A 25,305-nucleotide genomic window follows, 5' to 3' on the forward strand; every position below is an offset into this window, starting at 1 on the left:
CGACAACAATACCAATTTGTAGTATAATTAAGTAATATTGTTTAATTTAAAATATATGGATTTTCGTTTCTCACGCAATTAATTTAGCACTACAGGCAGTATAAATTCAAAAAATAACGATTGGATTACAGAATCTATGATAGAAGATAACGATGAATTTAAAGTTATTGATAAATTTATAAATCACTATATTAAATAGCTTATTCTTCAATAGCACATATGGGGAATGAAGTATACTCTTTACCTTATTTTCTTATACCAATTCTCATTGGTTATGGATCAAATAAATGACATTACAGAGTTGTTCAATTGCAAAGCAAGAATATATGAGATAACAAATCTATACAAAACGCTCTTAAGAAAAGTAATTGTATTATAGACTTTGTTACGAAAATGTTCTATTTTACATATAATTAAAGCCTCTCAATAAGATTGAGCTTAGATGAGTATAGTGGTAGATATATAATATTGATATTTTTAGGTACCTTAAAATTTTTTGACTTATACCAACTAGTACAATCTATAATTAAGAAAAGCATCTCATATTCTTAAGTATTGCAACATTTATTCAAGAAATATATTCACACAATCAGTGGTGATATTCGATACAAATAAGCTATAACTCTCTTTATTTTTAGGATTAATTGCGCTGTAAAGATAAAAACTTTTTCTACTAATTTTACTTTAACCTGTGTTTTAGTACTAGTTCCTACTTTACAAAGAACAGATGGACAACAATGGAAAAGAAGCCATGTTGAAGTAAGTAAAATAGCTAGGTTCAAATGGTATTAAAATATCGGATGAAAAAGTTATGTAATCAGCAAAGGAAACGCTAAAGAAAGTCCAAAATAACACATATGTGCAAAAAAACTAAATGCTGTAATTATAATAAAAAAGCACAATATAACTGCAGTAGCAAAAATATGTTCTATTTCAAAAAGAGCATTGACTATTCTTCAACTTTGTAGAAAAACTAAATTGAATCAGAGCATATTTAAATAAGTTGAAATATGAATACAAAAAAAACCAATATTATCACTAAAGAAATGAGAATAAGAATCTAAGAGAAATAGAGTTATTTTTCTTTGATGAATCGCGGTTTAGTACACATTTGAAAGTTGGATACGGGCGATTTTAAAAGGGTGCCAAAACACAGATTAAAGTAAAGTTAGTAGAAAAATTTTTATCTTTACAGTGCAATTAATTCTAAAAATAAAGAGAGTTACAGCTTATTTGTATCGAATATCACCATTGATTGTATGAATATATTTCTTGAACAAATGTTGCAATACTTAAGAATATGAGATGCCTTTCTTAATTATAGATTGTACTAGTTGGTATAAGTCAAAAAATTTTAAGGTACCTAAAAATATCAATATTATATATCTACCACTATACTCATCTGAGCTCAATCTTATTGTAAGATAGAATTCATCTCCTAAAAGGATCATATACACCCATTTCCCTAGGACTTCCCCTTTTTAATTTTTCATTTAATAATCTTAGAATTGGCTGTAAATCTTCACTAATTGATAAGCACAGCACCTCTTTATTAAGATAATCAGCTAGATGATTCTTTTTTTCAAAAATTTCTACTTCCCTTAACAAATCGCATTTGTTTAACATTACAATTTCTTCTTTTTTAACAAGATCACTATTGTAAAGTTCTAGTTCATTGCGCGTACAATTATAAGCTGAAATGACATTATCGTGAGTTATATCAATCAAATGCAATAAGATTTTGCACCTTTCTACGTGTTTCAAAAATTTATGCCCAAGTCCAACTCCAAGGTGAGCATCAGTAATTATTCCAGGAATGTCTACTATTATAACTTCACTATTATCCACTTTTGCTACACCTAAATGAGGCTTAATGGTGGTAAACGGATAGTCTCCTACCTTTGTATCTGCATTTGAACAGCGAGTTAAAAATTTAGATTTACCTGCATTTGGCATACCAATAATACCAACATCAGATAAAACTTTGAGCTTTAATACTACACATTTTTCTTCACCAGACTGACCATAAGTAAAACGCTTTGGTACCTTATTAATAGAAGACTTAAAATTAGCATTACCAAGTCCACCTTTTCCACCTTGCACTATTAAAAACTCCATATCAGGCTTATTAAAATCTACTATTACCTTTTCACTTTCTTCATCGATCATTTGTGTGCCAACTGGCACTTTAAGTACAACATTTTTCCCTGCTGTGCCAGATCTATCTCTACTCGCACCACTTTTTCCATTACCTGCTTTAATGTTTTTCCTATAACGAAAATTAAGTAAAGTGTTAAGATTTGCATTACTAACAAAAATTATGCTTCCACCATTTCCTCCATTACCACCATCTGGACCACCAAATTCAACAAATTTTTCTCGACGAAAACTTACATAACCATCGCCACCATTACCCGCTTTTAAATATAATTTAACCTCGTCTACAAAGACCATGTACTAACTCGCGATAATATTTAGCATTTTTTCCTAATGCACCCTCTATTCTCATTAGCTCATTATACTTTGCAAGTCTATCAGAACGTGATAGAGAACCAGTCTTTATTTGCCCACAATTTGACGCAATTGCTATATGAGATATTGTTGTGTCTTCTGTTTCACCTGAGCGATGAGAAATAACAGCTTTATAGCCACCTAATCTTGCCATTCTAATAGCAGCAAAAGTTTCTGTTAACGTTCCTATTTGATTGGGTTTGATTAGTACAGCATTTGCCATTTTTTCCTCTATTCCTTTACGTATTAGCTCACAATTTGTAACGAATAAATCATCTCCGATCAATTGGACTTTATTTCCCAGCTTTGCAGTAAGCAACTTCCAACCCTCATAATCGTCCTCACTCATCGCATCTTCCATGGAAGCTATCGGATATTTTCTTATAAGGTCATAATAGTATTCAACCAGCTTCTCTGAAGGAAGCTCCTTATTTGCAAATTTGTAAATTCTATTTTTATAAAAAGCAGATGAAGCAATATCAAGCCCCAGTGCAAAATGGCTCTGTGTTGAATAACTAGCAGATTCTATAGCTTGTATGATTAAGTCAAGTGCTTCCTCAGTACTTTCAATGTTAGATGCAAAACCACCTTCATCTCCTATATTTGTGCTATAACCTTTCTTTCTAAGAATATCACGCAAATTATGAAATACCTCTGCAGACATTCTGATCGCTTCACTAAAAGCCTCAGCTCCAATAGGGAGAATCATAAATTCTTGAAAATCTAGTTTATTATCTGCATGAACTCCACCATTAATTATGTTAATCAGCGGAAACGGCATAACACTTGCCTGCTCTCCTCCCAAATATCTATATAACGGCATCTTGAAACTGTTTGCTGCCGCTTTTGCAGATGCAAAAGACACTCCTAAAGTTGCATTCGCTCCAAGCTTAGACTTATTTCTTGTCCCATCTAACTCGATTAACGTTTCATCAATTGAACTTTGATCTGCTGCATCCATTCCAATAATCGCATCTGCTATCACTTCATTGACTGCCTGAACAGCCTTCAGCACTCCCTTACCACAATACCTTTTTTCGTCCTGATCCCTCAATTCCAAAGCTTCTAATTTGCCAGTTGAAGCCCCAGAAGGTACAGATGCCCTACCTATTGCTCCATCACGGAGCTCAATTTCCACCTCAATAGTGGGGTAACCCCTGCTGTCTAAAATTTCTCTTGCAAATACATTATTAATTATTCTTTTTATCATATTAAATCTCCACTCCTGACATAAACACTACAGTTTCTCTTGCCAGCCTAGCTATATTATTACCGGCACCAATAAATAGTACAATATCACCTGAATTTGTCGAATTACTAATAAAATTTGAAACGAGCAAAGCATCATCCATAATCTTTACGTTATTAAATCCATTACCGATTAAAGCTTCTTGTATATCATCAATCCTACAACCAGAAATAGGTTTGTCTTCTGGAGGATAAATAGGAATAAGGATTATATAGTCAAACATCATGAAAATTCGTATAAATTCATTGAAAAAATTACGAACACGAGTGAAACGAAGTAGCTCAACAACGCCTATTATCTTCCCTTTAGCGATTGAACGTGCTGCTGTTAAAGTTGCCTGTATTTCACTTGGATGATGGGCATAATCTTCAATTAACTTAACGCCTTTAATATCGGCCACTAAAGAAAATCTTCTCGCAACTCCTTTAAACCTCAAAAGGCCTTTTTTAATATCCAAATCGGTGACTCCCAGCTTCATTGCAACTGATATTGCAGCTATAGCATTACTAACCTTATGTATTCCTATTGCGTTTGATAGTACTATATTTTTTATAATTCTGGATCTAACTAGTGTCATTTGAATGGCAGATAAAGCAGGGATTGCTGCCATCTCAGCACATGACACCTGGACCATGTGACTTCTATCTATACTATAATCATCAATCAACACATCAAATTCTATACTGTTATTATGTTGCTTAATGTTACTTGCTTTGATATTACTCGCTTTTGCATGGCGTGACATCAATTTTTTTTTCTGGAGCACAATGTTATATACTGGGGTAATAAAAAGGGATTGTATGACAAAGGGATAAATACCCTCAACTTCAAATGTTATGTAACTACTTTTGCTATCGCTAATTTCTACATAATCAGGCAAAATTGCAAAATCTGCACTGCTTATAAATTGAGAAAATGCATTTTTGATATTATCAAATGTTCCATAATAGTCTATATGATCATCATTAATACTTGTTATAACAGCAATATTTGCAGGGATCTTTAGCATAGTTCCATCAGATTCATCAGCTTCAATTAAAAAAATGTCACTCTTGCCAAGTCTTGAGTTATTTTGATAGGAGTTTAATATTCCTCCCACAATTACAGTTGCATCAACACCAGAATGATCAAAAATAGAAGCAATCATGGCCGTTGTTGTTGTCTTTCCACTTGAACCTGAAACCGCTATCACATACTTATCTTTCATAATCTCAGCAAGTATGCCTGATCTATGCAAAATAGCCTTATTACCATCTCTCGCCGCAACTAACTCCACATTATCAGATTTTATGGCGGAAGAATATACAACTACTTGAGCTTGTCTAATATTATTGGCATTATGACCAATGTAGACCTCTATACCCAGCTTTTGTAACCTATCTACATTATTGCTCAATTGCGTATCACTACCTTGAACTTTGTAACTGGAATTATGAAGAATTTCAGCGATAGCACTCATTCCAATTCCACCTATACCAATTATATGTATTACTCCTTCCTGAACTCCATTCATATTTAGCAGCAGATTTTTACTTATTACTAAATTTAGTATAGTAAAATTTAAAATCATCATAATATCACCCACCTTCACTAAATACAACAACAAAAAATCTAACCCTTCTACACTTAACATTCATTTTGACAAGTAGTTGCAATTTCCTCAACAGGTGTCATGACACTGCAAGCTATTATAAAATTGATAATATCAATACAATCAATAGTATAACTTACCACCCCAAATATTGAAACCATTATAAAGAAATAGAGATAGCACATCGGTATGGAACAGAAGATCATGGCACACTTGCAGCAATGAAGAAGTGTTTAACCGTCACTCTTGATTTCCGCAGCCATAAGACTTTATCTCTACCCTGCTTTGCTCTTGTCATTAATTCAAAAAATGGAAGAAAGCTTGTTGTAAGAGTTAACAACAGATGACCACTTATTTAAGGATAGGATAACAGACTTGTCAGAAAAGGCAGTCAAAAGTTTTAGGGCTTCATAAAGCTGGACTTGCAAAAGTAAAAGTGTAATTTTTCAAAAAAATATCAGAACAATTAATACAAAAAACCACTCATTATAAAAAGCAGCCAAATAAAGAAATGCAAAAACTTCACTAAAAATAAGACAATACAAAAAGCAAGGAATATAACTCAAGATTATTTTCTATAGGTAACCAATACTGCATGAAAGTAAGTGTGGTGAGAGTTGGATTACGAACTTAGCAATGATCTATTGAAAGGTTTAGTTAATAATATCAATTCCCACTATATAAGAAACGCATAGACAATAATAAAAAAAAAGACACACAGAAGTAAGCAAATAGCGAAGATTAAATAGCGCTAAAATCAAAATTATTGGATAAAAAAAGTCGTGAAATCAGCAAAAGAAATGCTGAAGAAAGCACGAAATAACGTATATGTTAAAAAAACTAAATGAAGTTTTCATATATTATTCCAAGACCAATTCATAATGAACAAGATAAAGGTAGATAGTAAAATATCGAGATTATATATCCATTACCATACTCACCTGAATTCAATCCTATTAAGAGACTTTGGTTGTATATAAAATAGAACATTTTATGAACAAAGTCTAATGATACAATTGCTTTGCTTGAGAGCGCTTTATATAAACTTATTCCTCTTTTTTTACTTCGCAATTAAACAACTCTGCAACGTCACTCGCTTGATTTATTAATAATGAGAAATAAGGATTAACATGAGGCCTATCAATGATAGAGTATATACAATTTAAGTTAATAAAGAAAGAAAAATTATTCTTGCTATGCCGTAAGTACGTTCTAAGATTACACTAAAGTTTTTACTGCACTGAAAATCTTCATTTTTTCTAATTTCTAAAACTATTAATGCATCGTTACTTAACCAGCCTGAATTAGCCAATTCCTCCAAAGTTGAGTCAACTAGATTGCTATGATAAGGCGGATCTATAAAAACTATGTCACATTTTGAAATAGGCTTTGGCAATACGTTAGCACTGCAACAAATTGGTGTAATACTGTCTATAATACCAAGATCTTTTGCTGTTTTTTTAGGTAATTGCAAATTATAATAGTTTGAATCTACCATGAACGCATGCTTAGCACCGCGAGAAAGAGCTTCAATTGAAAAAGAACCACTACCACAGAATAGATCAAGTATATTTGAGTTATAAAGAGTTTTTTTTGAGGAGAGTACGTTAAATACTGCTTCTCGGACAATACTTGTAGTTGGCCGCGCAGCTAAATGCTTGCCTGCAGTTATTTTTCTTCCACGATATTTTCCTGCAATAACACGCAGCATACTAAATGAGCTCCCAAATAAATAATTATTTAATAATATATAATTATGTCAATATGACCTTAGCATCTTATGCTATTCCATTATAAAAAGAACAGACAGATAACAATGAAAAAGAAGCCATACTAAAGTAAGTAAAATAGCACTAGTTAAATAGCTTTGAAAGCAAAATTTTTGGATAAAAAAAGTCATGGAATCAGCAAAAGAAATATCTAAGTAAACACAAAATAGTGCATATGTTGCAAAGAAAGTTAAGTGCTGTTCTTGAAATGAAACATATTTTGTTACTGCTGCTATACTATGCTTTTTTGCTGTAATTACAGCACTTAATTTTCTTTGCAACATATGCACTATTTTGTGTTTACTTAAGTACTTCTTTCTTATTATGGAAAGAATCACTAATAAGTGAATGCTGCCAGAATTGGCTCCAAGTCGAACGCAAGATCAATCAATCACTTTTTTTTGATTTATCAACTATACCAATTGCATAACCAATTTCATCCTGTAAGTCATTATGGTCATTCCTTTCATCATAGTTCAATTCTTCAATTCTGCTTTCTAACTCCAACTTAATTATAGTATTAATTTTGTCTATATTGTTGAGAAAGCTTTTACAGTCTTCATCGCTATACTCCTCACCAGATGCCCTTTTTTCAATGAATAAACCTTTAAAGTCTATTAAATCAGAATTCTGGTCAGTATTGAGTACAATATTTCTCTCAATGAAGCTAAGATCTGACAGCAGTAAACTAACCTCTAATAGATCTTCGCTTTTAATATTTGTAAGATTATTAATATTATTTAAAATATTAAATATCTTAAGCTCCTCCTGCACAATTTCGCGATCTTCCTGATCAAATTCAGACAATAATCCTCTATCATTTACGAGCTTCTCATTAAGAGCTTTATCTAGCTTTGAAAGATTAACATCACTTTGCTTGATACTATCCAACAATAAGTCTACTCTTGCTCTACGCGCATTCAAAATATCATCATAATTATTTAACTTTATGTTACCATTGTCATCTTGTTGCAGTCTATAATAATCAAAGCCCTTGAAATTTCTTTTACTAGCCTTGTTATTCCTATTCATTATTCCTACCTTTTGTTAGCTTGTTTGGTACACCTCTTTTCGCTGACTCATTCGATAAATTCTTGTTTTGTTTCAAACCTGGTGTATCAAGTTGGCTGTTACCACCTTTATCTTTATGTCTCTCTGGCTTCCTCTTACGTCCCATTGTGTCATCATGAAGCTTCTCTAAGAATGCTCTTCTGTATTCTTTTGCCCTATAAAGTAGATTATGATTATAGCCATGCTTCCCTATAGAATCAAGACCATGTTCCCAAGTAAATTTCATAGCATCTTCTGTTGTGTAGCTCAGATGTGAGCCTACATATCTTTTGTAATAATCTAAATATCTAGCAATCCTTCTGTGTGTAATATTTTCTTTATCAATTCCAAATGCTCTATAAATCTTCTCCTCAAGCTTATCAACATCACTTTCAGGTAATGTTGCAAATTTTGTTGCCTCAATTGTAGCACCTACAAGTTTACGTGGTATATCAATAGCATGTTTCAATACACCTCCCACCCTTGGCATTCTTCCTAACAGATTAGCTGTGCCTCCAGCTAACCTGTTAGGAAGTTCAGTAGCAAACTTACCAAGAGCATCTAATCTTCCACCAATTGCACCTTGCCACAAATACTTAGGCATAGAAATAGCACGCATTAAGCTAATGTTTTGTCCACCTATTTTAAATGGCAAATCAATTTGGGATAATATACCACCTCCTTCATATATTTTAGACATATTGTAAATGCCGTATCCACCACCAGCTACACTTGAGCCCATCTGTTGTACAAACCTGCGTAAAGAAAACATTAAAAACGAAAGCAAGAATAATATAAAGGTCTCTTCTGCATTAATTAAATAACCTCTTTGTATATCTTGTATCCTTTGATAATCACTATTCTCTTGATAGCTTTTGCAACCTTCACAACCTTTACATTTTTGACAGTATTCACTATTGTAATCATGGAGCTTCAGTATTTTACAACCCTGATTTTCTATCACACTCTGCACTAAAGACCTCATTTCACTTTTTAAATTTAGTCGAATGATACCCTTTTTGTGGTCACCTATTATTTCCTTATAATTTTTACATTTTTCTTCATGTTGTTGAGATTGACAATAATGCCTTTTTATCTCATCACCTATTTTTTTGCCTATATTATTAATCAACAATAGAATATCATCCTTTTCTACTGCATGTAGTAAACTATTTGTCAAGCGTACCAGATCTTTTGCACCGCAATTATCATTAACTACAATGTCATTTTCTGCTATATAATGATCTGCTGAATTATCTTTAGTGCTAGGAATTGGATTGAAGAAAGGATAATCTATGTAACGGAAACCTTTTACATATTCACCGCTTTCATTTTTAGGATAATTCGGCGGGAGTGGGATGTATCTAGCCCCTCCAGTAAATTTTACTGTACCACCTTCTCTGCTTATCTTTTCTACGCCATCTATACTTTTATCTACATTCAGCGTAGAAGCTTCTCCGATAGTATAAGGTACAAAAATTTGCCCTGGAGTCCAACCAAAGTACTGCTTATCAACAACACAAAAACCGCCAAATACCCATGTTGGAGCACATAATCTCACTTCAAGCCACTTATTATAGCACACAGTGAAACCTAACTGTCTATAAAAGGTGCTCATTATAATTGCAGCTAACAATGACAGTAAGGTAAACATCATAATTGATTGCAAACAGAAACTAATACAAAATTTTATCCAACCTTCAAATAGACTTCTTAGTGGTGAAAATAAAATAGAGATTAGGAATAGTGGCATTATAGCTATAAGAAAAGCTATACCCATAAAACCAGAAAGAAATATTATGTAAGCATACAAACACAACAGAAAATATAAGACGATTCCTATAAAAATAGCCGGCATCATAAAAATGCTTGCCCACATTTGGTAATGTAAAAAAGCTGCAAACTTTTTCCAAACAGAGTAAGCAAAAAATTTGTCAAACATATCCTCTATGAAGCTAAACAACTTAACATAAGCTTCATCTCCTTGAGCAAAGCTTGAATCATTCCCGGTATTAATGTTGGGAGCAAAATTAGTAATTATATTTATCAATTGTTCAAGACCTTTGATAAATAGAATAAGAAAATGATCATAGAAAAACTTGAAGCTTCCAGGAGATATAAGCATTATTACTAGAGTGATTTTTATCATCCTGATGAAGATATCATGCTTAGTTTCTTGTACCATACCAAAAAGATAAAGAAGCGATGAAGTTACTATAAATAGAACAAGCAGAGAAAGAACAAAATTGTGAAAACTTGTGCTTTTTTCTGCTATATTTTGGAAAATAGCTTGTGCAGCTGCGTGATCTTTACTGCCAAAATGCTTCTCACAATTTTCATTAATCAATAACACACATTTCAAATAATTATAAACATAATCAAAAAATCCAAAGGCACTTGGCTTCTGCACTCCACTCAAAAATTCAAAGGAGTAGCCACCCGCATTATCTAAGTAATATCTGTCTAATATTTTTACATATATTTTCCATCCCTTTTTTAATTTCACTGTGCCACAATTTTGGTCCTTTAACTTAGTGCTATTTCTTTCTAGAGTAAATAATCCACTTCCATTTTCTGCTGTAGAACTGTGACCCAAATGTACAGTAGGAAATGAAGGATTACGCATCGATTTCAAACTTTCATTAGGGTTACCATCACCTGATTTAAATAAAAGATAAGCACCATAACCTTTAGTGAACCAACATGGAGTTCCACGTGACACTGCACTCTTGCCATCATCTTCATTAATGCATTTACAACTCACAGTGCAACTTGCGTTAGGATTATTTGAAACCTTTTGTGGTGTGCTAGGTTTATAATCATTACAAACTAGGTGAAAGTTAGGCAAATTATTATCACCTTCTTCTCCTTCAAATTTGGTCGCATATTTTAGCTGCTCCAAACTTTGTAAACTGTAACTATTTTGAGATTCTCTTTTATTATTACTCCAAGATGTCCACGCACCACTAATTCGCACTATCAAATCATCTCCATTAGTTTCCAGTCCAGTATCTTTCCACTTTATTACCTGGTTATGATGAAAACCATAATTGATTTCTCCAGTATCAGGGTCAATAACCTCTCCATCATCTGGGAAAAATGCATCATGACCGATTGGAAAGTGAGCACTAATTGTAATAGGTTCAGGACCAAAATAGTCAGCAGATATACATCTTGGAAAAGGCATATCATTCTTATCACAACCTGTTACCAGCACATAAGTTACAAGAAGTAGTGACCTAAACCAAAATTTGCTTAAGCGTAACTGCATATCTAAACTTTTTCCAAATATAGAAATAAATTTCTAAAACTTTACTAAAATATCTCTTTAACCAGTTACTACATGGTAATCATATTCTCTCCCCCATATTTTTCCTCATTCTTCTTTAGATTGTTGATCCTCACCAGAAGTGCTTGTTGCTTCAACATAATCTCCTTGACCACTGCATTCTTTTTTGCCCAGTACTTTTAGTTGTTCATTAGCTCGTTTTTGCTTTTTCTTTACATCTTTTCTATCATCATGTTTTCCTTTATTTAATATATTCGATGATTTCTTAATTTGGTTTTCCTTAGACATTGGAAGTTGAGCTTTAATTTCTACCAGATCTTTATGCATAACTCCTCTAATATGCTGGATATTTGCTTGAGTATCACGATCAAGGCCAACAGTTGACAGTATAGATTGTGATGCGCTATTGGCAACATTGCTCACACCATTTATTATCCCATAACCAGCACCAAACATTGCTTGTGCTATGGTTTCTGATGCACCAACAAAAACTTCCATTGTACTGGCAACAATTAGATATATAAATGCCTGAATGAGATCTATAGGCAATGCTGCAAAATATCCACCAGTTCTTTCTCCGGTGCTGAGTGCAACATCAATACCAGTACCAGGATTGTACCCAAGAGGTAGTATTGATTTCATAATGCAAAGATCGTACGATAAGAAATTTATGCTAACCAAGCATTGATAGCATGCAGAAAAATTCGTGAGGTTATACAAGACTGAATACATCAATTGGTTTAAAATGGATAAAGATGAAAATAAGATCACTGGTTGCACCGCAACATGAGCCAGAGTTTTTATCCAGTTATCAAACAGGGATTTAGTCTGTTGAAATAAAATCAATATAATAAACAAAGGTGCTAATGACAGCAAAAGCGCTACTAGAATAGTAGATATTACATATTTAAATGTAGCACTAATAATACATTGTAAAAATATAAAACTAGAATAGAGTATTATCAGGAAAGCTATAAAACCAAAAGGACCAGCGAGCATTAATGATAAAAACTTTAACCAAGTTTCTCCTGTAAATAATACTCCCACTGTTAAGTCTAAGAATGCAAATCTTTTACCTCCCTCTTCTATGTAGCCAGAGAAACTATCAACTAGATAAGTGCTACCATCCACAAAAAGTTTAGATAAAGTCATGCCCAAGAATTCCCAACTTCTATCACTAAGGGCAAAAGCTATAAATGCTATCTTCATCATCCTTACAATAAAGTCAAATTTACTTAGCTGTATTGTTCCAAGCATATAGCCAACAACAGTAAATATAACATATAGAGTAAGCAAAGCACTTACTCCTTGAAGGAGACCTTTTGCATACCCTTCATATGAAACTTTTATGCTGTTGTGAATTACTTCTTTTTTTATAAAATCAAATACCTTGTTTATATTTGATGAAATAAAATCATTAATCTTTCTTTTTACAAATAAGGTTACAATATACTTATTATTTTCATAATATTTACCATTTTTGTCCGTAATATCATCTTTCACGGCACTTCTTACATCAATACCGAAATATATCTTTTTAGACTCTCCATTCTGAAAATGCTTTCCACTTATTACATTTAATATGTTATACTCATCTTTTCCCTTTCTTATTCCCACTACTTGAAAATCACTAGTTCCTACACCATGGAAATCTTTAGGTGGCTCATCACCTAAGTAGATATATAGTTTTTGGCCATTAATATATTCACATGACTTAGTTACTTCAACATGGTAACCACCCCTATTATAGTAGTAATGATCATAATCTGCAATAGCAAGCATCACACTACTATCAGGTTTTACATCTTTAACATCTATTGCGTAATCATGATCTAACCTTAAAGAAAAATGCCTAAAATTATCGTCTAGTTCTGAGCATACCAAGTTCTTATGTACTCCTTTTCTTTTTGGAAGACATTGTGTACCTTTAGCAGTGTCCTTCATATCATCACGTTCGTTCTCAGGAATATTTGCATTACCTGAATAATCACTTATCTTTGCAACAAGAGCCTCAGCTCTAGAAATATCTTGATTCTTTTCATCATCTTCATCTTCGCTATCTTTATTACTTTCATTAACTAATTCAGTACTTTTCAGCTTCTTTTGAATCTCTTCAAGATAAGAAGACATATCACACTTATTACCTTTATCGTATTTGTTATACCTTATAGAAGAGACACAGTTCCGTTCTTCGTTTCCATGTGAACTATAATTCCATATACCACTCTCAGTATAGCACAAGTTTTGATAGTAACAGTTAAGCTCATAAGAGCTGTACTTCTTTATCTCATTAGAATCACACCTTCCTTCTTTGCATAGCTGATCTAACTCTATTTTAGTAGAACCCTGCCTTTGCACTTTGTTGAAGTCACAGTCTTTCCCATCACATAACTCATTCAACCCTATTTTAGTGCGACGTAAATCGAGTAACGAACCATGCATCCATGGGCTTTTGTCTTGAATATAGCCTTTATTAAAATACACTTTATTATCATACGGGGTATAGCCATTTCCAACTAGCACTTCTCTTTTTTCCATATTTCCTTTGCTAAGCTGTGGAAATTTTTCTGCTATCCTTTTACCATTATTTTCACAATAAAAGGTTCCTCCGTTGAGCAGATCCTTTATTGTAGCTTTGTCATCTCCTTTTTCAGTTTTATAACAATTGTCATCGAAACTGATGCCTTTTCCTTCTGGATTATCATAATCAATTGTTATCTCTCTAGGAATTAGTCTGAATCTTAGTTTGTCACCAAAATTTACTTTGATTCCAGTATCAACATAACGTCTTTTGCTGTAAGATTGACTGTTTCCAAATCCTACGTCCTTACACACTTCTTGTTTATTAAGGCCAGAATTATTAATTAACTTATCACTATAACTTGGTATTGAACCATCAGCACAAAATACAGCAGGTACAAGTACTTTTCTTGGATTTTTACCTTCTTTAAGAGGACAAAAATTTATCGACCCATCGAGAGTAAATTTGATTTCCTCACCTTTACTGATTACTTGACCAGAATCAATCCAATGAATTTTAGTACCTTTATCAGCTTTACGAACTGGAACATTTACATTAACGCTAGTATTTCTGCTCTGCAACCCAGGTTCAACACAATCTATATTGCAATTAGTGATTGCGAAATATAGTATCAATAATAGCAATCTTCTATTTATCATAATAGGCTACTACCTCCTCCTGTAGGAGGTATTTTAGGCACGAGAGCTCTTTGCGGTATTTGGCCATTTTGGCTTGGTGCATTCAATTGTTGAGGAGCACCTCCTTCTCCGCTTCTTTCTCTTCTTTGAACATTTTCCTCATCTAACCCTACTATTCCCATTAAACTCTGTTGATATTGTTTTCCAGGCTCGCTCATTATATAAACACCAAATAATGAGTCAGATATTTTTGAAGAAGCTTCAACTAAGGCCTTCATAGCGTGCCCCAAGATAACAAAAGCCATCATAGCAGTGATGTTAGGTGTATACTTGGAAGTATACCCGTGTAGAATACAAGATTCAAAAATTTTCAGGTTAATATTAAGTATACATGTAGAACAGATTTCAAAATTAAACACTGAATATATGATATAATCCATAACTTGACTTATCAGTGATATAGAAATTAAAAGCACTACTGGATGAATCGCACATCTTGCTAGGTGCTTGATCCAATTGTGAAACATCTGCCTAGTATACGCAAATAGAAGGAAAATAATAAAAATAGGTGCTAAAGATAGCAATAACACAACTATTGCCATGGATATAATAAAAGAAAATAGAGCATTAAAAATAGATAAGCTCACTGTTATTAAACCCCAAATTACTAAACAGAAAGATACAATGCCCAAAGGGCCAGAAAATATAAGAGACACTATTAATAACACTGAATGTGATGATAAAAATCTATTTAACGGTAAATCGAGAAACTCAAAAACATTTGATGTCGTGCCCCTGAAGTTTGCTATTTCTATTAAATGTTTTGGAGCATCAATAAAAATAGAGAATGCACTGTTATAGAAAAAACTCCAACTGCCATCCTGTAATAACTGGGCAATAGCTCCTATCTTTACGCATATAATCAAAAATTCATATATAGAAATATGAGATAATCCAAAAAAGTAATAAATGGTATATAAGATTACATATAATATTAACAGTGATACTATTGTAGATCTAATAGTTTTTGCCCTGCCAGATAATATAAAACTCTGGTAAAGAGACTTAGCAGAGCTAGTATCAGAACGAATTGCGTTAAGGTCTTTGTAGCTAGAGCCAAAAAATATAGTTTTTATTTTCTCATCAAAAAAATTATATATTGCGCTGAAGGTTTTTATAGGTGGCTTTTTGATTGTTAAGTTAATGCTAAATTGACCTTCATTTTTTTCATAACTGCAGCCATGATCCTTTATTCCGTAATATATAGTGCCGTTTTTGCCTTTTAATTTTTCTTTTAAGTCTTCCATATACCGAATATCATGAATTCTACCAATGTCTACAGGTATATCTCCCTGATTTTCACCAGGGTTATGCTCAGGAAATTTATTAGAAACTCGTATATATAAGTTATCTTTTAGGCTATGTTTTTTTGTTACTCTTATGTTGAAACCACCTTTACCACCGCTGTCACCTAACTTAAAAGTTAATTTTGGTACTGGATGGTCATTATCTATTTTGTAATCACAATTAGTACATATGCCACCTGTTGGAATGGGTTTAAATTTTTCACCATCCATGTCAATACTTAATAATGTAATGCCAGTCTTTACCTGCCTTTCCTTCAGTATTTTACTAATAGCTTCAACATCAATAGATTTACCATTAGCACTATTAATGGACTGAAATATCTCAACTCCTACATTATTGTATTCAGGATATACACAACTCTTATTTTCGTTGCTAGAAGCAAATTCACATATATGTCCACAGAGTAAATTTAAAATGCGCGTATCTATCTCACCTTTCTGATCATTTGAAAGACTGCTGCAATCTATGCTTTTTTCTTGTTTTATAGAATATATAATACTTTTAATTTTCTCCTCATTTTGATCTAACTTCGAAAAATTTGAATTCCAGTACTCCTTTCCATTTAACCATTGTAGATTGCCTATAATATATTTATTAGGACATATTGTGTACTGATATTTTCCACCCAGCCATATTGGCTGACATTCATTTTGATTTAAAACATGTGCAAAATACTCTGTTTCTTGCTCTCTGCACTTTTCATCGATTTTTATATACCTAATTGTATCATCTTTTTTGTTTTTACACATTTTATTTCCAATGACACTAAAGCTTATCGAATCACCTGCTCTAAGCGCAAATGGCAATGTGCGTGGAATTGTACCGTTATCTACTTCAGGTCTAATTGCAAAATCTTCATACTGCGGACAAAAATTGACCTTGCTAGGCACTATATTAATTTCCGTTACTTTTATTCTATCTGAAATGTAAACACTAGAATCAACCCACTTCTGTTGTGTTGAGACCACATTTAATTTTTCTTGCAAATTTGACAAATTCTCTGGCTTAATACAGCGATTCTCGCAACTAGATAATAAGAAGATTGCTAATACTAACAAAAACTTACGCATAGCTTATCAAGTTTTAGTCACTTAAATATTTAAGCATCTTTTACCCATCTTTAACTTCTAGTGCCACTAATACCTTTAAGATTACCATTTTCAGTAGAGTTATCAGCTCCACTAGCAGCACTTTGTACAGCGTCAGCAGTACCTTTAATATCTTCTCCAGTAGCAGCTGCTTCAGAAGCAACAATAGCAGAGGAGGATCGTCCATCTTTATCATCAGCATCTTCAGATGCAAGAGCTCTTGAATCATCCCTTGCCTTCTGAGCTTCTTTAGCAGCTCCAGCAACATCTCCAGAGTGAGCCTTACCAACAGCTCCAGCAATAGCTTTAGCTGCAGAGAAAGCTTTAGACATCATTTTCCCATGTGTAGTACCAGAACTGAGTGCCGCTCTATGATTACCAGAAAGTTCTGCAGCCATATCAGGAAGAATGCTCAAGAAATGATAAAATAGGAATAGTATTAGAGCTAATTTAAACAATTCTCCGATGAGAGAATTACTAAACTCCACATATGTAAAATCAAATAGACCAAGTATGCTGCTCTTCTCCCATTTGTAATTTTGCATCATGCATGCAAGAGTATTTTCATTTTTATCACATTCACCACTTTGCAATTTAAACCACTGTTTCTCTTTGCCTAATATTTTGATCTTTTCTTCTTTTTCAAAATGTAAACCTTTAAAATAGATTTTATCACATGCTATGAACATAAAGGACAAAAACGCAAAAAGCATAACTGGATATAGGCTATAGGTAATCAATTCTCTTAGCCACCCATCAAAGTATCCTTTAGTATATTGGAACAAAACCATAGGGATAAATAGGGGTGATAAAGTAATGATTATGCTCAAAGCAATGAGGGATAAGATAAACACATAGCACAGCCATAAAATAACCATCATCATCATAACAGCCATAAATATAGCAACAAGGGCTACTAAGATCTGTCCACCAGCACAAATAATACCTATTATTGAACTTGCAATTAACAAAGCAGGAGCAGCGCCTAGCAAAACAGCCAATATTCCTACACCTCCAGTACCAATTTTGCCAGCAATTCCATCCAAAGGGGCACCTAGATAAAATAAAATTCTACAGTCAAGCCTATCCCAAGGTGCAAGATAACTGTAATTTGTTGTATCACTTTTGTAATCTTTCGCTTCATAATTACATATACCTTTACTTTCAGACGATGCTTTTAATACTATCTCCGATAAACCATTTGAAAGTTTTGTTAATTCTCCATAATAATGAGACATGGTATTGCCTGTTGTGAAGTAAATCACTAAAGCAAATTTAATGATTAACATGTACATTTCCTGAGGGCTACGAACCCCACCAGACATAGCTTTTATAGAGAACAATATTAAAGCTAGAACCAAAACAGCAGTAATGGTGTTCTTCAGCCTTTTCTGTGCTATAGATATAAAGCTTTCACCATTTGGTGCACCTTTACCTGCAATTAAATTATCCAATGATTCCTTAATGCATTGCACTATCATAGAAGTTATAGGAATAGGAGCCAATGATTTACTTCCGTCCTGATTATAGCAAGCTTCAGAGACATATGAGCTAAAACAGCCTTTATTATCATAACCTATAAAAATTTCCCTTTTTTCTTCCCTTTCTTTTATTAGAGTTTTGTAATCTTTACTCTCATTCTCTTTAAGAAGAGCCTTAATAGGATCTGAGTCTGTGACAATTACACCATCCTTGCTTTTAAATTTCATCTTAGATTCATCACACATAGGAGCAAGTAGATCAGGTGGCAATTCTGTACATCCCACATTAACCCCTTGCGGCCAAGGAGTCATTAAGATACCAAGCATATTAATACTAGCCAACTCTACACACAACTTACCCATCTTTCTTAGCGCTTTAAATGTTGACCCATATATAGTTTTGCTCTGTCCAGCTTTAAGAATTTTACATTCTAGGTCGCCATCAATTTTCGGAGACCATGACCCATTTACATATCCAGTATCTTTTTCTCTGACATCAAAGTTTATATATCCATCTTCCCCTCTGTGATCGAAATTTTCCTTTTTAAAAAGATTACTAAATGTTAAAGGGTTGCGATGACATACTTCTATATATTCACTGTACTGCACACTATTCTTTGGCCAATAATAACTTCTTACATTGTTCTGAATATTGGAGTTCAAAGCTTCTTTTTCTGCTCTTTTTCCATCGTAGTCCTTTTTGTTTATGTTTTCTCGAGCTTTATTTTGCAAACAAGAAAAATATTCGTCCTCTTTCTGATAATTCTTATTAGTACAATCCGCATATCCTCCATCTAATAGTGCAAAATCTCTATATCCTCCATCGTAATCACGTGCAACTGGATGTCTAACAAAACTATGTTCACAAACAACAAGTCCTCCTATTGCTTTCCAAACCCCAACAATTGCAGCTATCATTCCAACAATAACAAGAGCAGTAAATAAGCCAGCGGGAGAGAGGATCAAAACAATGCCAGTCCATATTGTACCAATGGCAATTGCTATTCCTGCAATGGCTGCAGCTGTTTTAAAAGCTCCACAGTCAGGATTAGAGGCACGACTAAAATTGCCAGCAGAATTAAATCTGCTAACAAATTCTGTCTTGCCAGTACTATTTATTTCGTCTGCTAATGCTGGACACGAGAGCAAAAAATCCATATTCAGTAAAAATATTGCAATTAATAGCAATAACAGTTTAATCTTAAACATTTTTTACCTTTTGATAAAATATAGGCAACCATACTTTCGGATCATCTCCGACTTTTTTTAATATATCATGTAATAGTATGACGCTCTCTGCACGTCCAGATAACACGTTGACTATATCATCTAAACCTTTTAGGTCTATTCTAGCTACTACGGCATTAACTCCTTGTTTTACCAAAAAAAACCTAGTACTCGGATCTGTATGTTTGATTAGTATATACTCACGTTCAGTCAACATAAAAACATCCCGGTAGACACTAGTAGCCTTTAGATTTGGCAAAAAAATCTGTGTTGCTGTTTGCTGTACAAGCGTATCACTAATAGCACTTTTACTTGCATCTTCAACGCTCTGAGTAGCAAAAATCACAAAAGCATTTAATTTTCTCAGTACTTTTAACCAATCCTTTACCTTTGGTGCAAAAACTGGATTATCTATTAATGCCCATGCTTCATCAAGAACGATAATAGATGGAGTGCCATCAAGAGATATACTAATCCTGTGAAACAAATAAACCAAGACCGGTCCAAGAGCAACAGGATCTTTGAGCAAGCTAGCCATTTCAAAACCAAATACCCTTGCTTTTGAAAAATCTAGCAAATCTTCTTTGTTGTCAAATATTGCAGCATGAGAACCGTTACCATGCCACATAGATATTGCTCCAGCTAGAGTATCAGGACCTGCCAGCCCTAAAAATGGTACTAGATTTCTTAAGAACCTGTCTTCTTTTCTTAATTTAAAATTTCCCTCAATTGCATCATTAATTCGCGCAATATCCTCCGAAGTAAATTTATCATTATACACTGAAATTAAAGACTTTACCCATTCCATTAAGAATGTTCTATTGTTAGGAGTATCATCAAGCTGCAGAGGATTAAAATTCGTCTTAGTTCTTGGTTCTATCAGAGTATACATACCACCAAGTGCTCTTAGGAAAATTTCCGCACCGCGGTCTTTATCAAAAAAAAACATTCTTGGAGAAAATTTCATTGCCTGGGCACATAGAAAATTCATTAAAACAGTTTTACCAGTACCAGTTGGACCGATTATCATAGTATGTCCAACGTCCCTTATATGAAAATTGAAGAAAAATGGAGTGCCAGATGTTGTGTCAAAGACTGTTACGGCATCTCCCCAGTGGTTATTAAATTTATTACCGGTAGGATAATTATGTTGGGATACAAAACCAGCTAAATTAAGACTGCTTATTGTACCTTTCCTTACTATGTAATCAAAATTACCAGGAATTTGTGCCCAAAATGCTGGTTCAAGATTAACTCTTTCACGAATAGGGTAAACACCACAATTAGAAAGCTCAGACTCTACAAATGATAAAGCATTATCCAATGACTTAGGGCTTTTTTCTATACATAAGATGGTTAAGTGATGTTCACCAAACACAATTCTACCACTCATTGCATCATCAAGTGCATGAGAAATTTCTGCGATTTGAGAAATGGCTTTGTCTGCAGATTGTATCATCCGATTTTGCTGTATCTGCATTTTGGCAATTGCCATTTGTTTATTTGTAAACTGGAAAGACTGCGTAATAATAAATTCATAAGGAAGTTGTAAAAAGTGATCAAGCATTCCTGCACAAGTACTATTTCCATATTCTTTGATACTAACTATTCCAGCGTATTTACTCTCATTATGAGTTACAACCTGTATCATCTTACGGCCAAAAAATAATCTATGTACCGGTAAGTATCTTGATATTTCAGTTTTTAGCGGAAGGAGTGCATTTGTAATGAAGCCACAATTCACGATCCTAGATAAGAATTCCATTATTTCACAGAATAGACCGTTTGGGGTTTCTTTTACCCCAAGAATTTTGGGCGAATAATTTCTAAGGTTTGTCATTATACGGTTTGTCGTCTCTTCTAAATCTTCATAGGTAGCACGCATATTGCCTTCCCAAGCATGTTTTGAAGTTACATGTCCAAATTTTTTTAGTAAATATGATAAAAATTCTACTCCTTTTGTGTCTGCTCTACGAATAATTGTAATGTATAGATCATTGATAAATGACTGCCTTGTTGCACATTTTTCTCTCCATTTTAAATTTACATAATTGGCAAAAAAGTTTGGAAAATTTTGACCTGCAAATTCATCAGAAAAAATATTTTTCTTACGCCTGATAGTATGAAAATATAAACCAAATGCTGGAGATGAAATACTTCTTAGCATCTGATTCCTGATATTGTTTTGTATTACTAGATCTTCATCATCAGCTGTTTCAAATGCAAAGCCACTCAATTTGATGAACTTAACTAACCAATCTTGCTTAGTTATCAAGGTCGTGCTATTCCAATAACAAGAATAAGGAATAAACTCAGCAGCGTGAACTTCCCTGCTTAGAATAGACTTATTCCTTGATTGGATAGCTCTGAATCTCAGCATCGCATAACATTAAGTAATGTCGTAAGAATTGGCTCCATGGTGAAAACGATTCAAACATTTTGAGCATTTTCCTAATTTTACCATAAATAATTCAATAAACAACGGTTCTTTTGTAGAAGCTATATAACCAAGTCCATGTATTCCTGGTAACATCAAAAGAATTACTCTAAGATCGTTTGAATTAATAAAAATTAGCATGCAAATTAGGACGTTTAGTATTGCAAACATATAACTTACACCAAAAAGCATTGCAGGTCGTGTAAGACCTTTAAATAACTGATCTGTTTGTATGCTGCCTGTGGACATATGTACCTTTCTCATTAATAGCTCTAACACTAATACTACATCATTAATTAAAAATCCATTGAAATGAGCGACATTTTAGGTAAGATAATTAATTTAATCATCAATGATGAGCTGGCCATTTCATGAAGCAGAAAAGGTATTGCAAGAATTTCCTGATAAAAAAGAGATAATATTTGAAACTGGCTATGGGCCTTCTGGCTTGCCACACATTGGTACTTTTGGAGAAGTTTTTCGTACTACAGTTGTTGCAAATGCACTAAAGAAAATAGCTCCTGAAATAAAAATTAAAATCATTGCAGTTTCCGATGATATGGATGGTTTACGAAAAATACCAGATAATGTACCAAATCAGGAAATGCTAAGAGAACATTTAAATAAGCCGTTGACTATGATACCAGACCCATTTAGCATTCATGAAAGTTACGGCCATCATATGAATTCGCTGTTGTGTAAATTTCTTGATTTATTCGAGTTCGAATACGAATTTAGAAGTGCTACAGAGTGTTATAAGTCTGGCATTTACGATGAAAAACTTTTGCTCTTGCTGAAAAATTATGATAAAGTGATGGATATAATGCTTCCATCGTTTCGAGTAGAAAGGCAGGAGACATATAGTCCATTCTTGCCTATATGTCCGAAAACTTCTCAAGTTTTACAGGTTTCAGTAATTGAAAGGAATACAAATAAAGGAACTATCATATACAAGGACCAAAATGGAGAAAAAATAGAAATTCCTGTGACGAAAGGAAGGTGTAAATTGCAATGGAAACCGGATTGGGGAATGAGGTGGGCCGCATTTAGAGTCAATTACGAAGCTCATGGCAAAGATTTGACTCCATCTGCTGTACTTTCAAGTCAAATATGTGAAATTCTTGGAGAAAAGCCACCACTTCTGTTTTGCTACGAATTTTTTCTTGATAAAGAAGGAAAGAAAATATCAAAATCAAAAGGAAATGGCATTTCACTTGAGAAATGGTTAACTTACGCACCGACAGAAAGTTTAGCGTTATATATTTTTCAGAGTCCTAAAAAAGCTAAACGTCTATACTTTGATGTAATACCAAAATCAACTGATGAATATTTAGAGTTTGTTAAGCGTTACAATGAGGGTAAAGAGAAAGATATAAATAATCCTGCTTGGCATATTCACCATAGCAAAGTTCCAAACGTGGAAACTTCAGGTATAAATTTCTCATTGCTCTTAAACTTAGTAGCAGCCTGTAACGCTGAAAACAAAGAGATTCTTTGGGGTTTTATATCCACTTATATACCGAACATTACACCAGAAAATAACAAGATGCTCGACAGGCTTTCAGATTTTGCAGTCAGATATTATCACGACTTTGTTAAGCCAACAAAAGCGTATAAAGCTCCAAATGAAAAAGAGAAAGAAGCGTTACTAGATCTAAGAAATATCTTGCATTCCTTACCTATTACGGCCATTGCTGAAGAAATTCAATCTCAGATTTTTTCTATCGGAAAAAAACACAATTATAACAATTTACGCGATTGGTTCCAGTTGCTGTACGAAACGCTGCTTGGCCAAAAAACCGGCCCGAGAATGGGGTCTTTTATCAAACTTTACGGAGTAAATAATACAATTTCTCTTATAGACAATGCTATTGGACGTACACTTTAGAGTTCTTTATTCATTCTAGCTCTTGATTAAGTATAAAAAACTACTTAAATAAACCTTATTATCCATCTTGCCATGAGAAAGTGGAATTTTAGGTCTAAAAATTTATCTTTAATCTTTATTTTAAGTAAAAAAGCACAGTATTAGGCGTGTTATGTTTAACTTTTCTTATATAGGTGCTTCATTTCTTTAATAAATTTTTATCTACATTAGCTGAATCATGCTTATTAAGAATGTAAAATGGAACCAAACACCAAGCTTTCGAGAGAACAGTAAATAACCCAATCGCAGATCCCCTTTATCTTTTCTTTAAAAAATTAGCTAAAAATTAACTAATCTTATTTTTTTATGAAAAATACTTGATAAGCCTCTAAAGAGACATTAACCAGGGCTTCTTTTGCCTTTTTTCCGCCTAATAAATTTTTTGTAAACGTTTACAGAGACAAGAGATTTACAAACTGATCGTAAAGGTTTAAAAACATGTATTAATTCTCACTGTTAATATATTAATAAGTGATATTACAGAGTTGTTTAATTAATAGTAAATAAAGAGAGGTAATAAACTTGTACAAAGCACTTTTAAGTATAATAATTGTATTATAGATTTTATTGCGCAAAATCTCTATTTTATATATAATTAAAGCTTCTCAATAGAATTGGGCTCAGGTGAATATGTGGTAGGTATATAACCTCGATATTTTTAGGTACCTTTAAATTTTTTAACTTATACTAATTAGTACAATTCATGATAAATAAGGCTTTTCGTGTTTTAAATATTGTAACATTTTTTTAAGAAATATATTCATATAATCAGTATTAACATTCAGTATCTCTAAGCTAGAACTCTCTACTTTTCTAGAATTAAGTACACTTCATAGATAAAAACTTCACCTACCTAATTTTACTTTAACCTGTGTTCCAATACCTTTTTAAACCACCCGTATCTAACTTCTTAATATGTACCAAAAACTGCAATTCATTAAAGAATGACAACTCTTGCTCAGAATACCCATCAATATCCCATTAAGTTTTTTTTAACTCTTCTTGTCTGCTTTATCTTGTTCATTATGAATTGATCTTAGCATAATATAAAGAAATTTCATTTTTGTACATTAAAGCATAATGTAGACTTGTTAACACTCGAGCAAAATTTTTCCTGTCATTCCTATTCCCATTTCTTCAATGGTAATATTAAGGTTTC

12 protein-coding genes are annotated in these 25,305 nt (G+C 33.1%); 1 reads left to right on the forward strand and 11 read right to left on the reverse strand.

Annotated elements, in window-relative coordinates:
- Positions 1-1,431: 1,431 nt before the first annotated feature.
- The 11 genes from cgtA to GOY07_RS03065 form a co-directional block, all read right to left on the reverse strand.
- Positions 1,432-2,454, reverse strand: a complete 1,023-nt coding sequence (cgtA, locus tag GOY07_RS03010; RefSeq protein WP_175838108.1) for an Obg family GTPase CgtA — start codon at positions 2,452-2,454, stop codon at positions 1,432-1,434.
- Entirely contained in the window at positions 2,432-3,721 is a 1,290-nt protein-coding gene (eno, locus tag GOY07_RS03015; RefSeq protein ID WP_175838110.1) for a phosphopyruvate hydratase, read from the reverse strand. The genes cgtA and eno overlap by 23 nt, the downstream gene beginning before the upstream one ends.
- Before the next feature lies 1 nt (position 3,722).
- Positions 3,723-5,333: a UDP-N-acetylmuramate--L-alanine ligase gene (gene murC, locus GOY07_RS03020; RefSeq protein ID WP_175838536.1), complete on the reverse strand. Its 1,611-nt coding sequence runs from the start codon at positions 5,331-5,333 to the stop codon at positions 3,723-3,725.
- A gap of 1,180 nt (positions 5,334-6,513) precedes the next feature.
- A complete protein-coding gene (gene rsmD, locus GOY07_RS03030; protein ID WP_175838112.1) occupies positions 6,514-7,062 on the reverse strand; it encodes a 16S rRNA (guanine(966)-N(2))-methyltransferase RsmD in 549 nt (182 codons plus the stop codon).
- 445 nt (positions 7,063-7,507) lie between these two features.
- Entirely contained in the window at positions 7,508-8,152 is a 645-nt protein-coding gene (locus GOY07_RS03035) for a WD_0853 family protein (RefSeq protein WP_175838113.1), read from the reverse strand.
- Positions 8,145-11,441, reverse strand: coding sequence for a TrbL/VirB6 family protein (locus GOY07_RS03040; RefSeq protein WP_175838115.1), 3,297 nt, complete (start codon positions 11,439-11,441; stop codon positions 8,145-8,147). Before GOY07_RS03040 ends, GOY07_RS03035 begins: the two co-directional genes overlap by 8 nt.
- Before the next feature lie 105 nt (positions 11,442-11,546).
- Complete coding sequence (locus GOY07_RS03045) at positions 11,547-14,639, reverse strand: TrbL/VirB6 family protein (RefSeq protein WP_175838117.1); 3,093 nt, start codon at positions 14,637-14,639, stop codon at positions 11,547-11,549.
- Positions 14,636-17,056 carry a TrbL/VirB6 family protein gene (locus GOY07_RS03050; RefSeq protein WP_175838119.1) on the reverse strand — a complete coding sequence of 807 codons (2,421 nt, stop codon included), beginning with the start codon at positions 17,054-17,056 and terminating at the stop codon, positions 14,636-14,638. The genes GOY07_RS03045 and GOY07_RS03050 overlap by 4 nt, the downstream gene beginning before the upstream one ends.
- Positions 17,057-17,106: 50 nt before the next feature.
- Positions 17,107-19,764 (reverse strand): TrbL/VirB6 family protein, encoded by a 2,658-nt coding sequence (locus GOY07_RS03055; RefSeq protein ID WP_175838120.1) that lies wholly within the window; start codon positions 19,762-19,764, stop codon positions 17,107-17,109.
- A complete protein-coding gene (locus GOY07_RS03060) occupies positions 19,757-22,162 on the reverse strand; it encodes a VirB4 family type IV secretion/conjugal transfer ATPase (protein ID WP_175838122.1) in 2,406 nt (801 codons plus the stop codon). Before GOY07_RS03060 ends, GOY07_RS03055 begins: the two co-directional genes overlap by 8 nt.
- 9 nt (positions 22,163-22,171) lie before the next feature.
- Positions 22,172-22,468 (reverse strand): type IV secretion system protein VirB3, encoded by a 297-nt coding sequence (locus GOY07_RS03065; RefSeq protein ID WP_175838538.1) that lies wholly within the window; start codon positions 22,466-22,468, stop codon positions 22,172-22,174.
- Between the two features lie 103 nt (positions 22,469-22,571).
- Here GOY07_RS03065 and GOY07_RS03070 point away from each other — a divergent pair, with 103 nt between their 5' ends.
- Positions 22,572-24,107, forward strand: a complete 1,536-nt coding sequence (locus tag GOY07_RS03070) for a lysine--tRNA ligase (RefSeq protein WP_175838124.1) — start codon at positions 22,572-22,574, stop codon at positions 24,105-24,107.
- Positions 24,108-25,305 lie beyond the last annotated feature (1,198 nt).

It is taken from the genome of Wolbachia endosymbiont of Litomosoides sigmodontis (assembly GCF_013365435.1).
GTDB lineage: Bacteria > Pseudomonadota > Alphaproteobacteria > Rickettsiales > Anaplasmataceae > Wolbachia.